The organism is Chitinophaga terrae (ex Kim and Jung 2007) (genome assembly GCF_900107795.1).
Lineage (GTDB): Bacteria > Bacteroidota > Bacteroidia > Chitinophagales > Chitinophagaceae > Chitinophaga > Chitinophaga terrae.
The window spans coordinates 1-17,907 of sequence record NZ_FNRL01000048.1 but is presented as its reverse complement, the minus strand read 5'-3'; the positions used below and the strand labels follow the sequence as shown (position 1 = coordinate 17,907).

Annotated in this window: 18 protein-coding genes and 1 pseudogene; 15 read left to right on the top strand and 4 right to left on the bottom strand. The window is 46.7% G+C overall.

Translation table 11 applies throughout. From position 1 onward, the window contains the following. A pseudogene (locus BLV62_RS28695) lies at positions 1–215 on the top strand (hypothetical protein); the annotation flags it as partial. Positions 216–410: 195 nt separating this feature from the next. Here the strand turns inward: BLV62_RS28695 and BLV62_RS27355 are convergent. Genes BLV62_RS27355 through BLV62_RS27345 form a run of 3 tightly spaced genes read right to left on the bottom strand, consistent with a single transcriptional unit; the run spans position 411 to position 2,303 of the window. Further along, the gene (locus BLV62_RS27355; protein ID WP_089766199.1) at positions 411–1,394 is read right to left on the bottom strand and encodes an aldo/keto reductase; all 984 of its coding nucleotides are present in this window, start codon (positions 1,392–1,394) and stop codon (positions 411–413) included. Between the two features lie 5 nt (positions 1,395–1,399). Further along, the gene (locus BLV62_RS27350; protein ID WP_089766198.1) at positions 1,400–1,687 is read right to left on the bottom strand and encodes a putative quinol monooxygenase; all 288 of its coding nucleotides are present in this window, start codon (positions 1,685–1,687) and stop codon (positions 1,400–1,402) included. Between the two features lies 1 nt (position 1,688). Beyond that, entirely contained in the window at positions 1,689–2,303 is a 615-nt protein-coding gene (locus tag BLV62_RS27345; protein WP_089766196.1) for an NAD(P)H-dependent oxidoreductase, read from the bottom strand. A gap of 102 nt (positions 2,304–2,405) precedes the next feature. Here BLV62_RS27345 and BLV62_RS27340 point away from each other — a divergent pair, with 102 nt between their 5' ends. The 4 genes from BLV62_RS27340 (at position 2,406) to BLV62_RS27325 (ending at position 8,076) form a co-directional block, all read left to right on the top strand. Beyond that, positions 2,406–3,329, top strand: a complete 924-nt coding sequence (locus BLV62_RS27340; protein ID WP_089766195.1) for a LysR family transcriptional regulator — start codon at positions 2,406–2,408, stop codon at positions 3,327–3,329. Positions 3,330–3,651: 322 nt separating this feature from the next. After that, positions 3,652–5,739 (top strand): beta-L-arabinofuranosidase domain-containing protein, encoded by a 2,088-nt coding sequence (locus BLV62_RS27335; RefSeq protein WP_089766193.1) that lies wholly within the window; start codon positions 3,652–3,654, stop codon positions 5,737–5,739. Positions 5,740–5,773: 34 nt separating this feature from the next. After that, complete coding sequence (locus BLV62_RS27330) at positions 5,774–6,844, top strand: UDP-glucose--hexose-1-phosphate uridylyltransferase (RefSeq protein ID WP_089766191.1); 1,071 nt, start codon at positions 5,774–5,776, stop codon at positions 6,842–6,844. Between the two features lie 95 nt (positions 6,845–6,939). Continuing rightward, on the top strand, positions 6,940–8,076 hold the full coding sequence (locus BLV62_RS27325; RefSeq protein ID WP_089766190.1) for a glycoside hydrolase family 130 protein: 1,137 nt from the start codon (positions 6,940–6,942) through the stop codon (positions 8,074–8,076). Between the two features lie 43 nt (positions 8,077–8,119). On the opposite strand, the gene BLV62_RS27320 is transcribed toward BLV62_RS27325, so the two are convergent. After that, positions 8,120–8,365, bottom strand: coding sequence for a GNAT family N-acetyltransferase (locus BLV62_RS27320; RefSeq protein ID WP_225889724.1), 246 nt, complete (start codon positions 8,363–8,365; stop codon positions 8,120–8,122). A gap of 133 nt (positions 8,366–8,498) precedes the next feature. Between BLV62_RS27320 and BLV62_RS27315 the strand changes: the two genes are divergently transcribed. From BLV62_RS27315 to BLV62_RS27270, 10 genes are all read left to right on the top strand, one after another. Further along, positions 8,499–9,314, top strand: a complete 816-nt coding sequence (locus BLV62_RS27315; RefSeq protein ID WP_089766186.1) for an AraC family transcriptional regulator — start codon at positions 8,499–8,501, stop codon at positions 9,312–9,314. A gap of 75 nt (positions 9,315–9,389) precedes the next feature. Next, the gene (locus BLV62_RS27310) at positions 9,390–10,244 is read left to right on the top strand and encodes an SDR family oxidoreductase (RefSeq protein WP_089766185.1); all 855 of its coding nucleotides are present in this window, start codon (positions 9,390–9,392) and stop codon (positions 10,242–10,244) included. Positions 10,245–10,271: 27 nt separating this feature from the next. Then, the gene (locus tag BLV62_RS27305; RefSeq protein WP_089766183.1) at positions 10,272–10,661 is read left to right on the top strand and encodes a BlaI/MecI/CopY family transcriptional regulator; all 390 of its coding nucleotides are present in this window, start codon (positions 10,272–10,274) and stop codon (positions 10,659–10,661) included. Positions 10,662–10,774: 113 nt separating this feature from the next. Beyond that, the gene (locus BLV62_RS27300; RefSeq protein ID WP_089766182.1) at positions 10,775–11,296 is read left to right on the top strand and encodes a DUF2199 domain-containing protein; all 522 of its coding nucleotides are present in this window, start codon (positions 10,775–10,777) and stop codon (positions 11,294–11,296) included. Between the two features lie 95 nt (positions 11,297–11,391). Next, positions 11,392–13,392 carry a TonB-dependent receptor gene (locus BLV62_RS27295; protein ID WP_089766201.1) on the top strand — a complete coding sequence of 667 codons (2,001 nt, stop codon included), beginning with the start codon at positions 11,392–11,394 and terminating at the stop codon, positions 13,390–13,392. Then, on the top strand, positions 13,392–14,021 hold the full coding sequence (gene pnuC, locus BLV62_RS27290; protein WP_089766180.1) for a nicotinamide riboside transporter PnuC: 630 nt from the start codon (positions 13,392–13,394) through the stop codon (positions 14,019–14,021). The genes BLV62_RS27295 and pnuC overlap by 1 nt, the downstream gene beginning before the upstream one ends. Further along, positions 14,014–14,991, top strand: coding sequence for an AAA family ATPase (locus BLV62_RS27285; RefSeq protein WP_089766178.1), 978 nt, complete (start codon positions 14,014–14,016; stop codon positions 14,989–14,991). Before pnuC ends, BLV62_RS27285 begins: the two co-directional genes overlap by 8 nt. Positions 14,992–15,161: 170 nt before the next feature. Next, entirely contained in the window at positions 15,162–15,620 is a 459-nt protein-coding gene (locus tag BLV62_RS27280; RefSeq protein WP_089766177.1) for a DinB family protein, read from the top strand. 93 nt (positions 15,621–15,713) lie between these two features. Next, positions 15,714–16,529, top strand: a complete 816-nt coding sequence (locus BLV62_RS27275; RefSeq protein ID WP_089766175.1) for a universal stress protein — start codon at positions 15,714–15,716, stop codon at positions 16,527–16,529. Between the two features lie 60 nt (positions 16,530–16,589). Then, a complete protein-coding gene (locus BLV62_RS27270) occupies positions 16,590–17,567 on the top strand; it encodes a DUF2167 domain-containing protein (protein ID WP_211118000.1) in 978 nt (325 codons plus the stop codon). Positions 17,568–17,907 lie beyond the last annotated feature (340 nt).

Below are 17,907 nucleotides of genomic sequence, written 5' to 3'. Positions count from 1 at the left end.
ATGCAGTCAAAATGCAGGTCTATTGCGTGCTGATCGCTCAATTACTGATGGTGGTCATCAGAAAGAAAGCTGCCACGAAAAAATCTTTTGCTAATATGATCACCGTTATAAGATTACACCTGACAAGCTATGTTGGACTGATGGAATTTATTAAAGACACATATAAAGCATGGAGAAAAAAACACAATGCATCATCGCTTGCCTTTTCACCGTAATAAAGGAGGGGAGCTTCCCCCCATTTTGAAACAATCAAATTTTAGGCTGTAATCCTTATCAGAAAGGGATTACAGCCATTTTTAACCCGATTTTTGTCGGACAATAATGATATTTTATTGTTCTTAACTTGATCTGCCGACTAAGTTAGCAACTCCAACAGCAAGAGTATCCTTTATACCGCATATATCTTGCCGTCAGATCTTTCCTAATTCATCATTGATCAGCTTCAGCTCTTCTTCATTGAGCTGGAAATTCATCGCCTGGGCATTAACAATCGCCTGTTCGGCGTTTCTTGCCCCCGCCAACACTACGCTAACGCCGGGTTGAAGAGCGGTCCAGCGGAGTACCAGTTGTGAAAGCGTTGCTCCTTTAGCCTGTGCGATCGGTTCAATAGCTTTCAGGAATGCTTCCACTTTAGGAAGATCAAATTGTGTGAAGTAGCCGTTCCTGTGGTCATTCTCTTTCAGTTTACTATCCCTGAAATACTTGCCTGTCAGCAAACCTCTTTCCATCGGGCTGTACACGATAATGCCGGTCTCCGTTTCAAGCGAGTAAGGCACGAGGTCTTTTTCAATCGCCCGGTTCAGCATACTGTAAGCTACCTGGTTGCTGGCCACTTTCAGGGTGCGGGATGCCTCTTTCAGTTGATCCACGCTATAGTTGCTTACACCGGCTGCCCTGATCTTTCCCTGCTGGATAAGCATTTCCATGGCCTCCATGGTTTCACTGATAGGGGTGGTATTATCCGGCCAGTGCAACTGTAGCAGGTCGATATAGTCGGTGCCCAGTCTTTTCAGGCTTTCTTCCGCTTCCCTGATCACATTAGCTTTGGAAGCATACTTGTATACCGGTATTTTCCTGCCTTCATCTTCTGCATCAAAAAAGAATTCTCCTTTGCCGTTATTGCTGCCATCCCATACCAGGCCAAACTTGGTAAGCAACTGGATCTTTGTCCTGTCTTTTCCTTTGATGGCTTCTCCTATCATCTCTTCACTCAAGCCAAAGCCATAAAAAGGAGCCGTGTCGATAGTGGTAACGCCATGATCCAGCGATGCATGGATAGAATTGATAGAATCCTGTTTCTCATTGCCGCCCCACATGTTGCCGCCGATAGCGAATGCGCCGTAGGTGATCACCGAAAGCTCCAGGTCTGTATTGCCTAATTTCCTGTATTCCATTTTAATTATATTAATGAGGTTAAAAGAATAGTTGGTTTCTCCTGCAGTTTTTCATCTGCCAGCGCGCCAAATGCTTTGATGTAGGGCTGCTGGTTATGGGCGTCCAGTCCTTCTTTGCTTTTCCATATTTCATAAAATACAAAGAGGTTTTTGTCCTCGATGCCCTGGTGCAGGTTATAGCTTTCGCATGCCGCTTCTTTGCGTGTTTGCAATACCATGTTTTCAAGTACTGCCTTTACTTCGTCTCTGTGCTCATCTTTTGTTTTAATGATGGCTGTCAGGTATATTTTCATTTTATGCTGCTTTTTCCTGTAAATGAAATGCAAATACTTTTTCCAGGTGCTCGCGGTATGCCTTCATGTCTCTTGGTATGTTGGCATTTTTTTCCACATCATGAAAGTGGAAGCTTTTCAGGGGTTTCATGCCGGTGAAGGCGTTCATCCTGTGAAAGCCGAATAATACGCCTGCGTCTACACTGTGCTCATTAAAGAATTCTCCGGGCAGGGTGAAAGCCGTAGCGGGAGCGTTCCAGCTGCTGGTGACCATATAATGTCTTCCGTGCAACATGCCGCCGGTACCGTAATTGATCTCTGGATTAGCTGAACTGCGGCCATCGCTATGATAGATTCCGGTTTGGTGACCGGCTGTAAATACCTCATCTATATATTTCTTAAAACCGTTCGGCACCTGGAACCACCAGATAGGAGTATGGTAAATCACTACATCCGCCCACACGAATTTCTCTACTTCTTTAACCGGGTCATATCCTTTATTGATGTGGGTTACCTGTATTTCCACGTTTTCCTGGTCTTTGAAGAAAGCGACCGTTTCTGCTGCCACCGTTTCGTTAAACCGGCCCCCTGAATGTCCAAAGTTCTGTCCTGCGTTAATGATAAATATCTTTTTCATTTTTTTCCTTTTTTGAAGAACGATGACAAAATTAGACCTACCTTTGGTATTAGTAAAATAAGACTATTTATAGTCTGGTATCATAAAATTAATAGTAATCTTATGGTGAACCTGGAATGGTACAGAACCTTTAAAGCCATCTATAAAACGGGTACTTTAACAGGCGCAGCCGAAGCGCTGTTTATTTCCCAACCCGGCGTGAGCCTGCATCTCAGCTCCCTGGAAGCTTATGTAGGCTATAAATTGTTCGACCGTACAGGCCGCAAAATGATCCCGACAGAAAGGGGAAAAGTCCTGTTTAACGCCATTTCCGACCCCCTGGCGAAGCTGGAGGAAGTGGAAAAGAATTTCCAGAAGTCCACCGAGAAAAATACTCCCACACTCAGCGTTGGTATGTGCTTCGAAACCTTCCAGATAACGCTGGAACAGTATGTTGCATCGCTGCCCTTCAACCTGATCATCAGTTTTGGCGAATACCCGGAAATGCTGGACCAGTTGGAAAAAGGAATACTGGATCTGATCATCACGCCTAAAAAGGGAATTTCAGGGCTGATAGAACATGAGCCTTTCTCTTTCGAAAACATAGTGCTGGTAGGAGGGAAGGATGTAGATATTAAAGCCTTTAAGCGGGTACATAAAACGAAGAACAGGGAAGAGCTGGAGAGTTGGCTGAAAGAGCAGAAATGGTACGGCACAACCGGCGATATGGAGCACCTGTTCCAGTTCTGGAGCCTGAACTTTGGCAAAAAACCTGAATTCCGTCCTAATTATATTGTACCGAACCTGAACTCCATTGTACGTTGTTTAAGCGGCGGAACGGGGCTGGCAGTGATCCCCGATTTTCTTTGCTTTTCGGAAGTGGAGCGGGGCGATATTCAATTGATATGGGAAGGAGATAAGAAACTGCAAAACACGCTGTATTTCGGCACCCGGAAAAAGACCGTTCACCAGGAAGAGATCGCACATATTAAAAAGTTGTTCCGGCAGGTAATGGGAAGGATCAATGAAGATCACCGGAAGAAATGATACCTGGTCAACCTGGTGCAGCCGCGATTTCCCGTTTGCCGGCAAACTGAATTCCCATCCTGGTCTACCACTCCCTCCACTGGTCTACCAAAAAAATCTGGTCTATTATTCCAAAAATCTGGTCTACTCTGACCTTTGAAAGATTTTTTAATAAGTAATATTGCACTCGCTTTCTAATAGATGGGCTGCTGCAATAATTGATACAGTTTATATAAAGAATGAGATAAAAAGGATCACACTATTCCAGGTAATATTAGTTCTTCGCATTTCGTTATGAAACTATCGCAACCGGCGGTTGCTGATCAAAATTTCACTAATATTTATGCCGAACAACAAATCGTTTTATTTAAAGTTATTTCCCGCAGCCCTGGGAATAGCCGTATTGTCGGGTTTTGTGGTTGTTAAAGAAGGATATAAAGACAAGGTGCGTGTAACGGAGGTAGGCAAACCTTCCAATACAACCATCAATGCTTATTATACCAGCAATAAACGCCCGCTGCAACAACAGTTCTTTATAAAACTGCCGGTAACCGCTTTCACTCCCGGCGGCTGGCTGAAAAAACAGTTGGAATTGCAGCGCGACGGGTTAACGGGGCACCTGGGGGAGATCAGCATATGGCTTTCGAAGAAAGATAATGCCTGGCTGAACAAAGAAGGTAAAGGCGCCTATGGCTGGGAAGAATTGCCCTACTGGCTGAAAGGATACGCCAATATCGGTTATGTGCTCAAAGATCAGCACATGATCAACGAAGCCAAATTCTGGATTGAAGCAGTACTGAACAACCAGCGTGACAATGGCGACTTTGGCCCTGATGTAGAAAAAGGTGAAGGAAAACGCGACCTCTGGACCAACATGCCAATGCTTTGGTGCCTGCAATCGTACTACGAGTATTCAGGCGACAAACGGGTGCTGGACCTGATGACCAAATACTTCAGATGGCAACTGACCATCCCTGATGACAAGTTCCTGGAAGACTACTGGGAAAACAGCAGGGGAGGCGATGAATTGTCGTCTGTTCACTGGTTGTATAACCACACAGGAGATACATTCCTGTTAGATCTTGCAACCAAAATAGACAGGAATACGGCCAACTGGCGGCAAAAAGATAATTTACCTAACTGGCATAATGTAAATATTGCCCAATGCTTCCGTGAGCCGGCGCAGTATTACATGCAGAGCGGCGATGAGAAAGACCTGCAGGCGACTTATAACAACTTCCGCCTGATCCGCGATCTGTTCGGGCAGGTACCCGGCGGTATGTTCGGAGGCGACGAAAATGTACGTAAAGGATACGATGATCCGAGGCAGGCGATAGAAACCTGCGGGCTGGTAGAGCAGGTAACATCCGACAATATGTTGCTGGGCATCACCGGCGATCCGCACTGGGCCGACAATGCCGAGGATGTGGCATTTAACACTTTCCCCGCTGCATTTACTTCCGACTATAAAGCATTGCGTTATCTTACCGCTCCGAATATGTCGGTCAGCGATGGTAAAAATCACCACCCGGGTATCGATAACCAGGGACCTTTCCTGATGATGAACCCTTTCAGCAGCCGTTGCTGCCAGCATAACCACGCCGCAGGTTGGGTGTATTATCTCGAACATAGCTGGATGGCAACTCCGGATAATGGTCTCGCCGCCCAACATTATCTTGAAGGCGGCGTAAAGGCTAAAGTGGGCGATGGCACAGAAGTGACCATTCAATCTACGACCCGTTACCCGTTTGAAGATAGGGTGAATTTTGAGCTGTCGATGAATAAAAATGTAAACTTCCCATTGTATCTTCGCATCCCGTCATGGGCGCCTAATAGTACCATCACCGTCAATGGCAGAACGGTATTGTCCAAAGCGCAGGCAGGTCAATATGTGAAACTGGAAAACAACTGGAAGAACGGGGACAAGATCGCGCTGCAGCTGCCAATGACCCTGAGCGTAAGAGAGTGGAAGAAAAACAAGAACAGCATCAGCGTAAATTATGGGCCGCTAACCTATTCGCTTAAGATCAACGAAGAGTACAGGAGAAAAGACAGTAAGGAAACCGCCATCTGGGATTCTAAATGGCAGGAAGGAGCAGACCCGGCAAAGTGGCCGTCTTACGAAATATTTCCTGCATCCGCATGGAACTATGCCCTGGTCGTAGATCCCCAACATCCCGAAAGATCATTCACCGTAGTGCCTAAAGCATGGCCGTCTGATAATAACCCCTTTGCTACCGGTAATGCGCCTGTGGAGATAAAAGCAAAAGGGAAGAAGGTGCAATCATGGGGACTGGATGAATATGGTTTAACAGCAGTACTGCCTCAGAGCCCTGTGGTTACAGACAGCAAAGAAGAATCATTATCACTGGTACCAATGGGGGCGGCCAGGTTAAGAATATCCTCGTTTCCCGTTGCTGGTACAAAGTAACTAGTATAAAGCTGATTGTTATTAAAGAATGCATATGAATACTTTTGATCTCAAAGAACACTCCCACACGCGATTGAATATCCTGACAGGAGACTGGATCCTCGTTTCTCCACACCGGACCAAAAGACCCTGGCAGGGAAAAGTAGAATCGCTGCCAGCCGACGACCGTCCTTCCTATGATCCTAAATGCTACCTGTGCCCGGGAAATTCCCGCGCCGATGGCAGCGTCAATCCGGCTTACACAGATTCTTTCGTGTTTGTGAACGACTTCTCAGCCCTCCTGGCAGATACGCCGGCCGGGGAACTGAATGTAAAAGGATTGTTGCAGGCGAAGAGTGAAGCAGGAGTTTGCAAGGTGATCAGCTTCTCGCCAGACCATAGTCTTACCCTTCCCCTGTTGTCGGTAGAGGGCATAAAAAAAGTGATTGACCTCTGGGCCGAAGAATACAGGTCTATTGCCGCATCCAATCCTGCTATCAAAAGCATACAGATATTTGAGAACAAAGGAGAGATCATGGGTTGCAGCAACCCGCATCCGCATGGCCAGATCTGGTCGCAATACAGCTTGCCGCTGGAAATAGTGAAGGAAACCAACCGTCAGAAAGCCTACTTCGAAGAGCATCAACGCAGCCTGTTGGGCGACTACCTGCAGGTAGAGCTGGAATCACGGGAACGCATAGTGGTTGAGAATGAACATTTCGTAGCGCTGGTGCCTTTCTGGGCAACATGGCCTTACGAAACCATGATCATCAGCAAACGCCATGTCCAGGATATCACCCGGTTCAGCGAGGAAGAAAAAGTTGCATTCGCAAGTATCCTGAAAAAGCTCACTGCCAAGTACGACAACCTGTTCGAGATCTCATTCCCTTATTCCGCCGGTATGCACCAGGCGCCTGTGAACGATGGCGAACATCCGGAATGGCATTGGCATATGCATTTCTATCCACCTTTACTCCGTTCCGCTACTGTGAAGAAATTTATGGTAGGCTATGAATTGCTGGCTAACCCGCAACGCGACATCACCGCCGAATGGGCTGCCGAAAAACTGAGAGCGCTGCCTGAAGTTCATTACAAGGAAAATGCAAAGGCTGATGCAGCTGTATAAGAATTAAAATATCATTTCAAAAAGGTATCCCTGCCTCTGTCGGGGATGCCTTTTTTGTTTAAATAAAATAGTAAACAAAACTATCTTTATTCAGTATGAAGATCCAACTTATGAGTATTAAACATTTCCTTATTGCTGCCGCATGCACCGTTATGGCTGCAGACGGCAGGGCGCAGGATGCTTTGCCCAACTGGGCTTTCGGGCCATTCATCCGCCCCGCGGGCGTAAACCCCATCCTGGCTCCCGACAGCACTAAAACTTTCACAGATCCCATGACGGGGAAACAGGTAGCCTGGGAAGCCAACGATGTATTCAACCCGGCAGCCGCCATTAAAGACAAGAAAGTATATGTGCTGTACAGGTCTGAAGACCGCTCAGGGAAAGGTATTGGCCAACGTACCTCCCGCCTCGGACTTGCAGAAAGTAAAGATGGCATCACCATGAAACGGCAGGCTACCCCGGTATTCTACCCCGGCAACGATTCCCAGAAAGAATTTGAATGGCCCGGCGGCTGCGAAGATCCGAGGATTGCCGTGACGGAAGACGGAACTTACGTGATGCTCTACACGCAGTGGAATAAAAAAGTTCCCCGCCTGGGCGTTGCTACTTCAAGGGATCTTAAGAACTGGACCAAACATGGCCCGGCTTTTTATAAGGCATATGACGGGAAGTTTAAGGACCTGGCAAGCAAATCTGCATCTATCGTTACAAAAGTAGTGAACGGAAGGCAGGTGATCGCCAAGGTGAATGGTAAATATATGATGTACTGGGGCGAACGCTTTATCAACATCGCAACCTCCGATGACCTGGTCAACTGGCAGCCAACCATTGACAGTGAAGGCAAACTCGCTGCCGTAGTAAAAACACGGCGTTATCATTTTGACAGTGATCTTACAGAATGCGGCCCCCCGGCTGTGATCACCGACAAGGGCATCCTGTTGTTGTATAACGGCAAGAACAAAGGAGGAGAAGGAAGAGATACGAATTATACTGCTAATACTTATGCGGCAGGACAGGTGTTATTCGACCTGCAGGACCCTTCCAAAGTGATCGCACGGCTGGATAAGCCTTTCTTTCAACCATCCGCACCATTTGAGAAAAGCGGGCAATACCCGGCGGGTACGGTATTCGTTGAGGGGTTAGTATTGCATAAGAACAAGTGGTTCCTTTATTATGGCTGCGCGGATAGCCGTGTAGCAGTAGCGGTGTATGATCCGGCAAGGAGGAATTAACGCCAGGCAAAGCGGAAATTGTATTGCCATTTCCGCTTTGTTGTTACCTTTCAGAATTTGTTTCCTGCTGCTGCTTCCATTCCTCAAAGCTCATTTCAAACCTGATCTCGCCTTTCCCGTGAGTGCAGGTTTCTTTCCAGCCCGATTCCCTGTAAAATGCAGCAGCGCGGGTACGGGGAGCAGTTCCCAGCCAGATACCTGCCCGGGTTTGGGAGAAATACCAGTTTAGCATAGTATCATGCAGTCTTCTGCCTATACCTCGTTTTTCAAACATCGGGTCAACAAACAAGGCCCAGGCATTATTTTATAGGGGTTGGAAGATTGGCGATAAAAGTAAAGTATTTTTATAACAGGCAGGGGGCCAACCTCCATTTTCACACTCCTCCCTGCCCCGATTCCCCTTAGTTTCCTACATTTGACGTATGAACCAGAACGAGGCAAATAGCGGTTACAGGATCGCAGTTCCTGCAGAATTTGAAGAGGTATTCACTCATTTCTATTTCGATGAAAATACCACTGCTAAACCTATCAGCAGAACTGTGCTGCCCTCATACCAAACCATTATGGTGTTTAATTTCGGCCCGCCTGTTTCATTCCTCACTACCCCGGGAAACCAGGTAAGCATTCCGCCGGTTGTGGTAACAGGGCCTGTCAGGCAACTGGTTCACTACATAATGCCTCCGGGGTCGGCAATGCTGATAGCTAACTTTAAAGATGATGCTTTCTTCCGTTTCTTCGGCATCGCCCTGGTCTGCGAAACGGCGGTACATCCCGATGAACTGATCAACAGCAATTGTTTCACCATGTTGTGGAATGAACTTAACCGGATGCCCGATAACGCCGCCCGGGTGAAATACCTTCTTGACTTCTGCCGCCCATACCTGAAGGAAAGGAACAATTTAATGGAGCAGATCGCAGAATTCAGGAACGGGCATGTCAGTCCTATTAAGGAGCTTTCGGGCAGGAACGACCTGACAGAAAGAGCCGTGCAACTGCATCATAAAAAGTTGCTGGGCTACTCGGCCAAAGAGATTGCCCGCTACCAACGCTTTCTGAAAGCGGTCCGCATGCTCCAGGAAATCACCGCTGCTGCGCCGAAGGTCGACTGGTTCGAAGTTATTGCCGAATGCGGGTATTACGATCAGAGTCAGTTGATCCACGACTTCAAACATTACCTGCAACTCAGTCCTTCCAAATACCTGAAACTGCAGCAGGATATCTGCAACCCCAGGCCCTAGGTTTCGTTTTCATACAATTTTACTGAAGAAGAGCGCCTCATCTTTGTGTCATCAAATCATTTAAAACATACGTTTATGACACAGGCAAAAATCTTTTTGACCGGGGCTACCGGTAATGTAGGATCAGCGTTAGTAAAGGAACTCACAGCATTGAACATCCCCTTTAAAGCGCTGGTAAGGGACCCGGGCAACGCGGGCGGCCTCCAGGGCCAGGTGATAACGGGCGATATGGCAGATAAGGCTTTCCTGGTTGCACAATTGAAAGGCATAGAGAAGGCATTTCTTTTAACCAATTCATCGGAGGAGGCGGAATACCTGCAGCTCAATTTCGTGGAGGCGGCCTACGAGGCAGGCGTAAAGCATATCGTAAAACTCTCGCAACTGAAAGCGGATGAACATTCCCCTGTGCGCTTCCTGCGTTACCATGCAAAGGTTGAGAACAGGATCAAAGGATTGGGATTAGCCTACACCTTCCTGCGCCCCAATCTTTATATGCAAGGCTTGCTTGCTTTCAGGGAATACATCAAAAATGAAGGCGTATTCTATGCCTCGGCAGGCAGTGCACCGGTAAGCATAGTGGATGTCCGGGATATTGCGGCTGTTGCGGCTAAAGCATTGACGGGAAAAGGCCATGAGAACCGGATATATGATATCACTGGCGATGCTGCGCTTACGCATTACGAGATGGCGGAAATATTTACCCGGGTATTGGGCAAGCCGGTTAAATTTGTGGATGTTGATCCCGGGCAGATGGAAGCCGCGGTACGGGCCGCCGGTTTTCCTGAATGGCAAGTGGGAGGGTTGATCGAAGATTATGCCCATTATGCAAGGGGAGAAGCGGCAGAAGTTTCCGAAGTTGTAAGAACCATAGCCCAACGGCCAGCCATCAGCTTTGAGCAATTCGTAATGACATATAAAGGGCTGTTCTGAGAAAGAAATGTTTCCTACCTTTAACTAATGAAGCAGCAGGAAAATACAAATCAGCCTATTAAACCTACGAATGCCGAGCTGGAAATATTGCAGGTACTGTGGCAACATGGCCCTTCTACTGTACGCCTGGTAAATGATAAGCTCAACGAACAAAAACGGGCAGTAAACTATACCTCTACCCTGAAACTGATGCAGATCATGGTAGAAAAGGGAATGCTGGACCGTGACGAGTCTAATATGAAACATGTTTACATGGCAAAGCTGGATGAAAAGGAAACTAAAAGCTTCTTGTTGGACAGGTTCGTGGAAACCATGTACAAAGGCTCTGCCAGCAGCCTGATGATGCAACTGCTGGAAAACAAAAAAGCCTCCAGGGAGGAACTGGAAAAAATAAAAGAACTGCTGAATAAACTGTAACAATCTTCATAATTGAGGTTCGATATTTACTTCCCCATACTCCCATAGTATATCGTAAGGATACCCGAGTCGTTATAATGCATTAACTTGCCGCCTGCAAAAGCAACGAGCGTATGGATAACTATAAATATACCTGCAGCGTTTGCGGGGAGGAGCATAACGAATGGCCTGCCCTGGGCTTTATTTCGCCGGATCATTACAGTTATTTATCGGATGAGGATAAAGAGAATATCGCCGTACTAGATGAAGACTGCTGTGTGATCAAACATGCAACGCAGGTCGACAGGTTTATCAGGGGAGTGCTGGTGCAAAAAGTGCAGGACAGTTGCCAGGACCTGGATTACGGTTTATGGGTATCGCTCAGCGAAAAAAGTTTTGAAGATTACCTGGAGCATTACGATGACGAAGACTATAAGACCTCCTATTTTGGCTGGCTATGCAACAAAATACCAGGTTATACATTCGAAAAAAGCATCCCTGCCACTGTGTATACGCAAAAGGGGAACCAGCGCCCTGTTATTGTACCGCATAAGGATTTTGATCACCCCTTTGTTCATGATTACTATAATGGTATTACAGTAGAAGAAGCGGAGTGCCGGGTTGCAGCTATGCTTCGCAACCTGGAAAATGGCTAACCGGATTCGTTTTTTTGTATTTTCCTATTTTGTGTTATTTTTACAATAAATATCCTGAACGGCTTGTAGATTATAAAAAGGATATTCTTTTAGCAATGAGATTAAACATTACCCTGTGCGTATTAAGCCTGCTTGCAGTTAACAAAGTTCAGGCACAGGACACAGCATCCAGACGTACCGATACGACCCAGCGATTAAATGAAGTGATCATTTACCAGGCGAATAAGACGACCCCTGTGACCTTTCAAAACCTTGATATGAAAAGGATCAGGGAAAAGAATATAGGACAGGAACCATCCTTCCTTTTGTCTGAAACTCCTTCCATTACCGTGTATTCAGATGCAGGCAGCCAGCAGGGCTACTCTTATTACCGGTTAAGAGGTATCGACCAGACGAGGATCAACACAACCCTGGACGGTATGCCGCTCAACGAGCCGGAAGACCAGGGCGCTTATTTTTCTAACTACCCGGATATATTGAATTCCGTGAGCCGTATCCAGATCCAGAGAGGAGTGGGCACTACTAAAAACGGGGCTGCCAGTTATGCCGGCAGTGTGCAGCTCTTTTCTCCCGACCTCACAGATTCTTCTGCTGTTACCGTAGGCGGCGGGTATGGTTCCTACAACAGTTTCAGGGTATTCGGCGAATACAAAAGCGGTATCAAAGGGCGCAAAGCCTTGTATGTAAGAGCTTCGCAGGTATATACGGATGGATATAAAGAACACGCCTTTAATAATTCCCAATCTGTTTTTGCCAGCGGGGGATTGTTCTACGATAAAAGCGCCTGGAAGATAAATATCATGGCAGGACATCAGCAGAACGGGATGGCCTGGCTGCCCGTAGCGGATACTATTATAGCAAAGAACAGGAAGGCGAATGCCAATTCAAAGGCCGAAAAAGACGAATTTTTCCAGGGCCTGGTACAGCTGCAACAGGTTTGGCGCCCTTCTTCCCATGCCAATATCACCTCCGGTATTTATTATACTTACCTGAAAGGCGGATATGGATTTGATGGAAATAATTTTGCAGGCCTGCCTTCTACAGGCGAGCTATTTCATTATAACTTCAGATCACATTTCGCCGGATTTTTCAGCAACTATACGCTTACCCATAACAAAACCAAGTGGACAACCGGCGTACATGCCAGCTGGTATACCCGGCAGCACAAGGGAGTAGATGATGTATTGGGAGAACTGTACAGGAACAGTGGGTATAAAAGTGAAGCAAGCGCGTATAGCAAACTGGAATACTACCTGGATCGTTTCACTCTCTATGCCGACCTCCAATACCGGTATGCCACCTTTAACTACAAAGGAAGCGTAGACCTGGAGCGGCTAAACTGGCAGTTCCTGAATCCCAAGGCCGGCGTAAATTACGCTATCAATAATCAATGGAGCGTTTATTACAGCATTGGCAGAACAGGCAGGGAACCGACAAGGAACGATATTTTCGGGGGCAGCGATGACCTGGCCGCCGATAGCTCATCCAAACCCATTATCTATAACCGGGATGCTGAATATGTAACAGACCAGGAACTGGGTGTAAAACTGAATACTCAACGTTTTACAGCTCAGCTGAACGGCTACTACATGCGTTTTCATAACGAAATCGTATTGAACGGGCAGATAGGACCCAATGGGCTGGTATTGACAGATAATGTTGAACGCAGTACCAGGGCGGGAGTAGAATTGTATGCGGCTTACCAGTTAAATAAGAACTTAAGCCTGATCAACAATTCTTCCTACAATCACAGTGTCATCAAAGAACAGCATTCAACTTTCAGACCTGTGCTTACGCCGGAACTTATCCTGAACCAGGAAGTGGTGTACCAACAGCAACGTTGGCTGCTGGGCGTTTCCGGCAGGTACCAGGGCAGCTCATATATCGATTTTGCCAACACCGCAGATATCAACAGCTATGTATTGCTGAATGCCAGGGCGCAGTATACCCTTGGCCGTTATATCGTATCATTGTTTGTCAATAACCTCACAAATGCGAGGTACTACAACAATGGGTCGGTTGATGCAAGCGGCAACAGGAGCTATTTTGTACAAGCGCCCACGAATGTTTACGTGGCATTCAAATATACATTCTGATGGATTTTTTCAGCATACAACATATTGCTTTTACCGTGATGCAATACCCTGTCAGCTACCTCGAACTAATAGGTACAGTATCGGGCCTGCTCTCGGTATATTATGCGTCGCGAACCAACATCCTCACCTGGCCAACAGGCATCGTTAATGAAATTGCGTTGTTTGCATTGTTCTTCCAGGTACAGCTATATGCAGATATGTTTTTACAGGTTTATTTCCTGGTAGTAACATTGTATGGTTGGTACAACTGGAAAGTGAAGGCAGGCGATCTGCCTGTTCGCAGGCTAAGCAAAAAGGGCGTTGTTACTTACAGCGCTTTATTAATACTGGGCGCCGCTGTTGCCGGCAGCCTGATAAGGCAGTTGCATAACTGGCTCCCTGCCTACTTCCCGTTACCCGCCGCTTACCCGTACGTGGATGCAGGTATTATGATCGCCAGCATACTGGCTACCGTACTGCTGGCGAGGAAACAGGTAGAAACATGGGTATTATGGATTGCCATAGATATTGTAAGCGTAGTGCTTTACTATGTAAAAGGAGTTTATTTTTTATCACTGGAATATGTCATCTTCCTCGGCCTGGCAACCGCAGGGTTGATCAACTGGAAAAAATCAATGGAGTATGCGTAAGGGATTTGTATTTGGAAAATTTATGCCGTTCCACAAAGGGCATGAGGCAATGATCAATTTTGCGTTGACGGTATGCGATGAATTAACTGTACTGGTTTGCTGCAGCAATAAAGAGGAAATGCCCGCCAGCCTCCGTGTTTCCTGGGTTGAAGAAACGTTTGCAGGCAACCGGAAAATAAATGTACAACTGCTGGAATACGACGAGTCTCTTCTTCCTAATACCTCTGTCACTTCTGCAACCATTTCTGCGTTATGGGCCGAAAAGTTTAAGGAATTGCTGCCAGGGCATAAGGTGCTGGTTACGTCAGAACCCTATGGCAACCTGGTAGCGGATTTTATGGGAATAGAACATATCCCCTTTAATATCGGGAGAGACCTGGTACCCGTTGCAGCCAGCAAGATCAGGGAAGACTATAAAGCATACTGGAACTTCCTGCCGGCCAGTGTTAAAAAGCACTACATCACCAAAGTGGTTTTACTGGGCACAGAATCAACCGGTAAAACTACGCTTACTTCCAGGCTGGCAGCACATTTCAATGCCGGCGCCGTTCTGGAAGCCGGGCGTGACCTGATAGCCGACTCGAACGAATTCACCCTGGACGATCTCTATGCCGTTGCCCGTGCACACGCCGATGCCATCAACCGGGCATCCGTTGCCGATAAGCCGCTGGTGTTTATAGACACAGATATTTACATCACTCTTTCCTATGGCGAATTTGCATTTAACGAGGTGCTGGAAATAGATGACGAAATATTTACCGCCAATAAGGCAACGCTATACCTGTATCTCAATAACGATGTGCCCTATTTCCAGGACGGAACGCGGCTTTCGGAAGCCGACAGGAACCAGCTGGACTTTTCTCACCGCTGGATACTGGAAAAGTATGGGGTCAGGTACGAAGAGATATCAGGCAACTGGGACGAGCGTTTCGAGCAGGCGGTAAAGCTGGTGAACGAACTTGCCAGGTGATTTCAGAAACTTGGCATCCGCAATGTTGCCGGCCTGGTGAAAGAAGCCTACAGGAGAGGGCTCATCTGATCCGGGTTTTGATTTGAAGATTGAATTTAATAGCTTTGAAAACTGCTGGCTGTGTTTTTGCTGGCAGATCCTGTAAGTCTTCAAACTTCAATATATAAACTATGAGCGCTGCTATTAAAATCATTCGTCGATCCAGGGAACAATTGGTAGAATTAATTGATCGCACTTCTGTTAACCAACTCAATAAAATTCCGCAAGGCTTCAGGAATAACATTATCTGGAATATAGGTCATTTACTGGTGGCGCTGGAAGGCATTACGTACAGGCGTGCAGGTTTGCCCCTGAATGTGGATCCTGTGCTGGTAACAAGGTATGGAAAAGGTTCCATACCGGCAGGCGATACAGATGAAAATGAAATAGCGGAAATTAAATCGTTACTCGTATCTTCCATAGATTGCATTGAAGTTTGTTATATGAGAGAAGGCTTTGCCAACTACACGCCCTGGACAACCAGCCAGGGTTTTGAACTACCGGATATTGACGCCGCCCTGGCATTCGGCGCATATCACGAAGGACTGCACAGTAATTGCATCGACACGTTGTTGAAATTTATACAATAAGGCGACTGCCTTCCAGCTCGGCCTGCTTGCGAAGCAGGGGATTGAACAATTGGCGGACTTTTGGTGTATTGTGAAAGTACAATTCACCGCGCCATGAAATCAATGCTTATACTGACAGATTTTTCTGATGCCGCTTTCCGTGCGGCTGAATATGCTATCAACTTTGCAGGCCAGCTTGGAATTGAGAAAGCCATTTTATATCATGCCTACCGCACCATTGCCCAGGGAACTGATTTCTGGGTGCCGGCTCCAAAAGTGGATAACCAGATCTATATAGATACGATGGAGGCTTTGGGACTCCTGCATGATCAGTTGGAGAATGTACGGACTGCTAACCAGGTTAAACTGGAGATACTGGCGGAAGACGCCTTCCTGCCGGAAAGGATTAACAGCTTGTGTAAGGAACAGGGTGTAAGCCTGGTAGCAATGGGCGTTTCCGGTAAATCAAACCTGGATAGCCTTTTTATGGGCAGCAATACTTCCCAGGTACTGAAAGAGAGTGATTGTACCGTGCTGATCGTGCCAAACGAAACAGTGGTGAAGCCAGTGGAAAGCGTGGCCTTTGCAACAGACGTGGAAGTATTCACGCAGCCGGTGCTGGATACGCTTGCAACGTTCCTGAACAGCCTTAAACCCGGAGTATATGTAATAGATACCTCTGTTGATAAACGCAGCAACGATTGGATACCCGATGTGTTGAAAGCGTATCAGCCGCAGTTCTTCCATACAAAAGAAGGAGATGTAGTGAAGGGCGCCCTGGAATTTGCCAGTCAGCATAAAGTTTCCATGATCATAACAGTGCCTCAGCAACAATCATTTCTTTCAAGCATCTTCCATAAAAGCATTTCAAAGGAACTGGCTTACAACGCCAGGCTGCCATTGCTTTCTATTCCATCTAAAGAGAAATAAGCAACGGTACTATGAATTATTAAATATTTGTCAGATATTACGCGGCAAATATCTGTCCTTATGCGCATTTTGTTATACCTGTCATTGTTCGTGTTCCCCACGCTCATGTTGAATGCTGCACCCCCGAAAGATTCAACAGCCATCCGGGAAGAATTGATCAACAAATACCTTGATTCCGTAAAGCAGTCGTTCCATTATGAACACGGTCTTATCCGGTTGCCTGGCGGCAAAGCGAATATTAACGTACCTCCCGGATTTAAATTTCTGAACCAGCAACAAACAGAAGTAGTGCTGACAGAGTACTGGGGCAACCCGCCATCTGAAGCTAAAGGAGTACTTGGAATGGTGATCAGGGAAGAGGCGACGCCGCTCGACGACAGCACGTACGCCTTTATCGTGGAGTACGACGAGATGGGTTATATTAAAGATGATGATGCAGAGAAGATCAATTATGATGATCTGCTGAAAGACATCCGGGAATCGGAAGTTGAGAGTAACAAAGAAAGAGTGAAGGAAGGGTACGAACCTATCCATCTTGTAGGTTGGGCACAACATCCGTTCTATGATAAAGAGAGGAAAGTACTGCACTGGGCAAAAGAGATCCGGTTTGGAGATGGAGGAGAAGTAAATACCCTTAACTATAACATCCGCCTGTTAGGCAGGCATGGCGTACTTATCCTGAATGCCGTTTGCTCCATGAATGAATTGCCGATGGTGAAGGCCGACATCAGCAAAGTATTGAATATGGCCGAATTTACCTCCGGTAACGCGTATGCAGATTTTGATCCGAAGGTCGATAAAGTGGCGGCATGGACCATCGGCGGTTTAGTGGCCGGGAAGGTCTTAACCAAAGTGGGATTCTTTGCGATCATTGTTAAATATCTTGCCGCCTTCTGGAAATTTATCCTGTTAGGTGTGGCGGCAGCATTTGGCTTCTTGAAGAATTTGTTTAAACGCAGGAAACAAGGGGATGACGAAATCGCTTCAGACACTCCGGGAACATTGCCGGTTGAAACGCCATCAGAACCGCAGGAATAGCAGAACACATTTCATCATAGTTTAAAGGCAGGCCATCAAAGGCTTGCCTTTTTTATGTGTGCCAGGCATGTGTTATATCTCTAGGGTGCAAGTCCCGAATGCGCTTTGTAGTAGGAAGCATTAGCCAATAGCAAGGGTGTCCACTGTAAAGTGGAATCTGAAGGAAGCTGGCGGCAAACATCCGGGCCGACGAACAGAAACTGTATACAAGGCGGGGTTACAAGGGTGATGTTGCATAAGAAACAAAAACCCGATACTACACAGATTGTAACAACGTAAATGCAGCGGCTACATGGATGGAAAGCGATAACACTTACCCTGGGAGGCCCTGTTTTTTTTT

Coding starts and splice junctions, on each gene's coding strand:
- BLV62_RS27280 (WP_089766177.1), top strand. CDS start 15,162: ATGAGCGCTGCTATTAAAATCATTCGTCGATCCAGGGAACAATTGGTA.
- BLV62_RS27270 (WP_211118000.1), top strand. CDS start 16,590: ATGCGCATTTTGTTATACCTGTCATTGTTCGTGTTCCCCACGCTCATG.
- BLV62_RS27285 (WP_089766178.1), top strand. CDS start 14,014: ATGCGTAAGGGATTTGTATTTGGAAAATTTATGCCGTTCCACAAAGGG.
- BLV62_RS27330 (WP_089766191.1), top strand. CDS start 5,774: ATGAATACTTTTGATCTCAAAGAACACTCCCACACGCGATTGAATATC.
- BLV62_RS27350 (WP_089766198.1), bottom strand. CDS start 1,687: ATGAAAATATACCTGACAGCCATCATTAAAACAAAAGATGAGCACAGA.
- BLV62_RS27355 (WP_089766199.1), bottom strand. CDS start 1,394: ATGGAATACAGGAAATTAGGCAATACAGACCTGGAGCTTTCGGTGATC.
- BLV62_RS27335 (WP_089766193.1), top strand. CDS start 3,652: ATGCCGAACAACAAATCGTTTTATTTAAAGTTATTTCCCGCAGCCCTG.
- BLV62_RS27300 (WP_089766182.1), top strand. CDS start 10,775: ATGGATAACTATAAATATACCTGCAGCGTTTGCGGGGAGGAGCATAAC.
- BLV62_RS27295 (WP_089766201.1), top strand. CDS start 11,392: ATGAGATTAAACATTACCCTGTGCGTATTAAGCCTGCTTGCAGTTAAC.
- BLV62_RS27275 (WP_089766175.1), top strand. CDS start 15,714: ATGAAATCAATGCTTATACTGACAGATTTTTCTGATGCCGCTTTCCGT.
- pnuC (WP_089766180.1), top strand. CDS start 13,392: ATGGATTTTTTCAGCATACAACATATTGCTTTTACCGTGATGCAATAC.
- BLV62_RS27310 (WP_089766185.1), top strand. CDS start 9,390: ATGACACAGGCAAAAATCTTTTTGACCGGGGCTACCGGTAATGTAGGA.
- BLV62_RS27325 (WP_089766190.1), top strand. CDS start 6,940: ATGAAGATCCAACTTATGAGTATTAAACATTTCCTTATTGCTGCCGCA.
- BLV62_RS27315 (WP_089766186.1), top strand. CDS start 8,499: ATGAACCAGAACGAGGCAAATAGCGGTTACAGGATCGCAGTTCCTGCA.
- BLV62_RS27345 (WP_089766196.1), bottom strand. CDS start 2,303: ATGAAAAAGATATTTATCATTAACGCAGGACAGAACTTTGGACATTCA.
- BLV62_RS27305 (WP_089766183.1), top strand. CDS start 10,272: ATGAAGCAGCAGGAAAATACAAATCAGCCTATTAAACCTACGAATGCC.
- BLV62_RS27340 (WP_089766195.1), top strand. CDS start 2,406: ATGGTGAACCTGGAATGGTACAGAACCTTTAAAGCCATCTATAAAACG.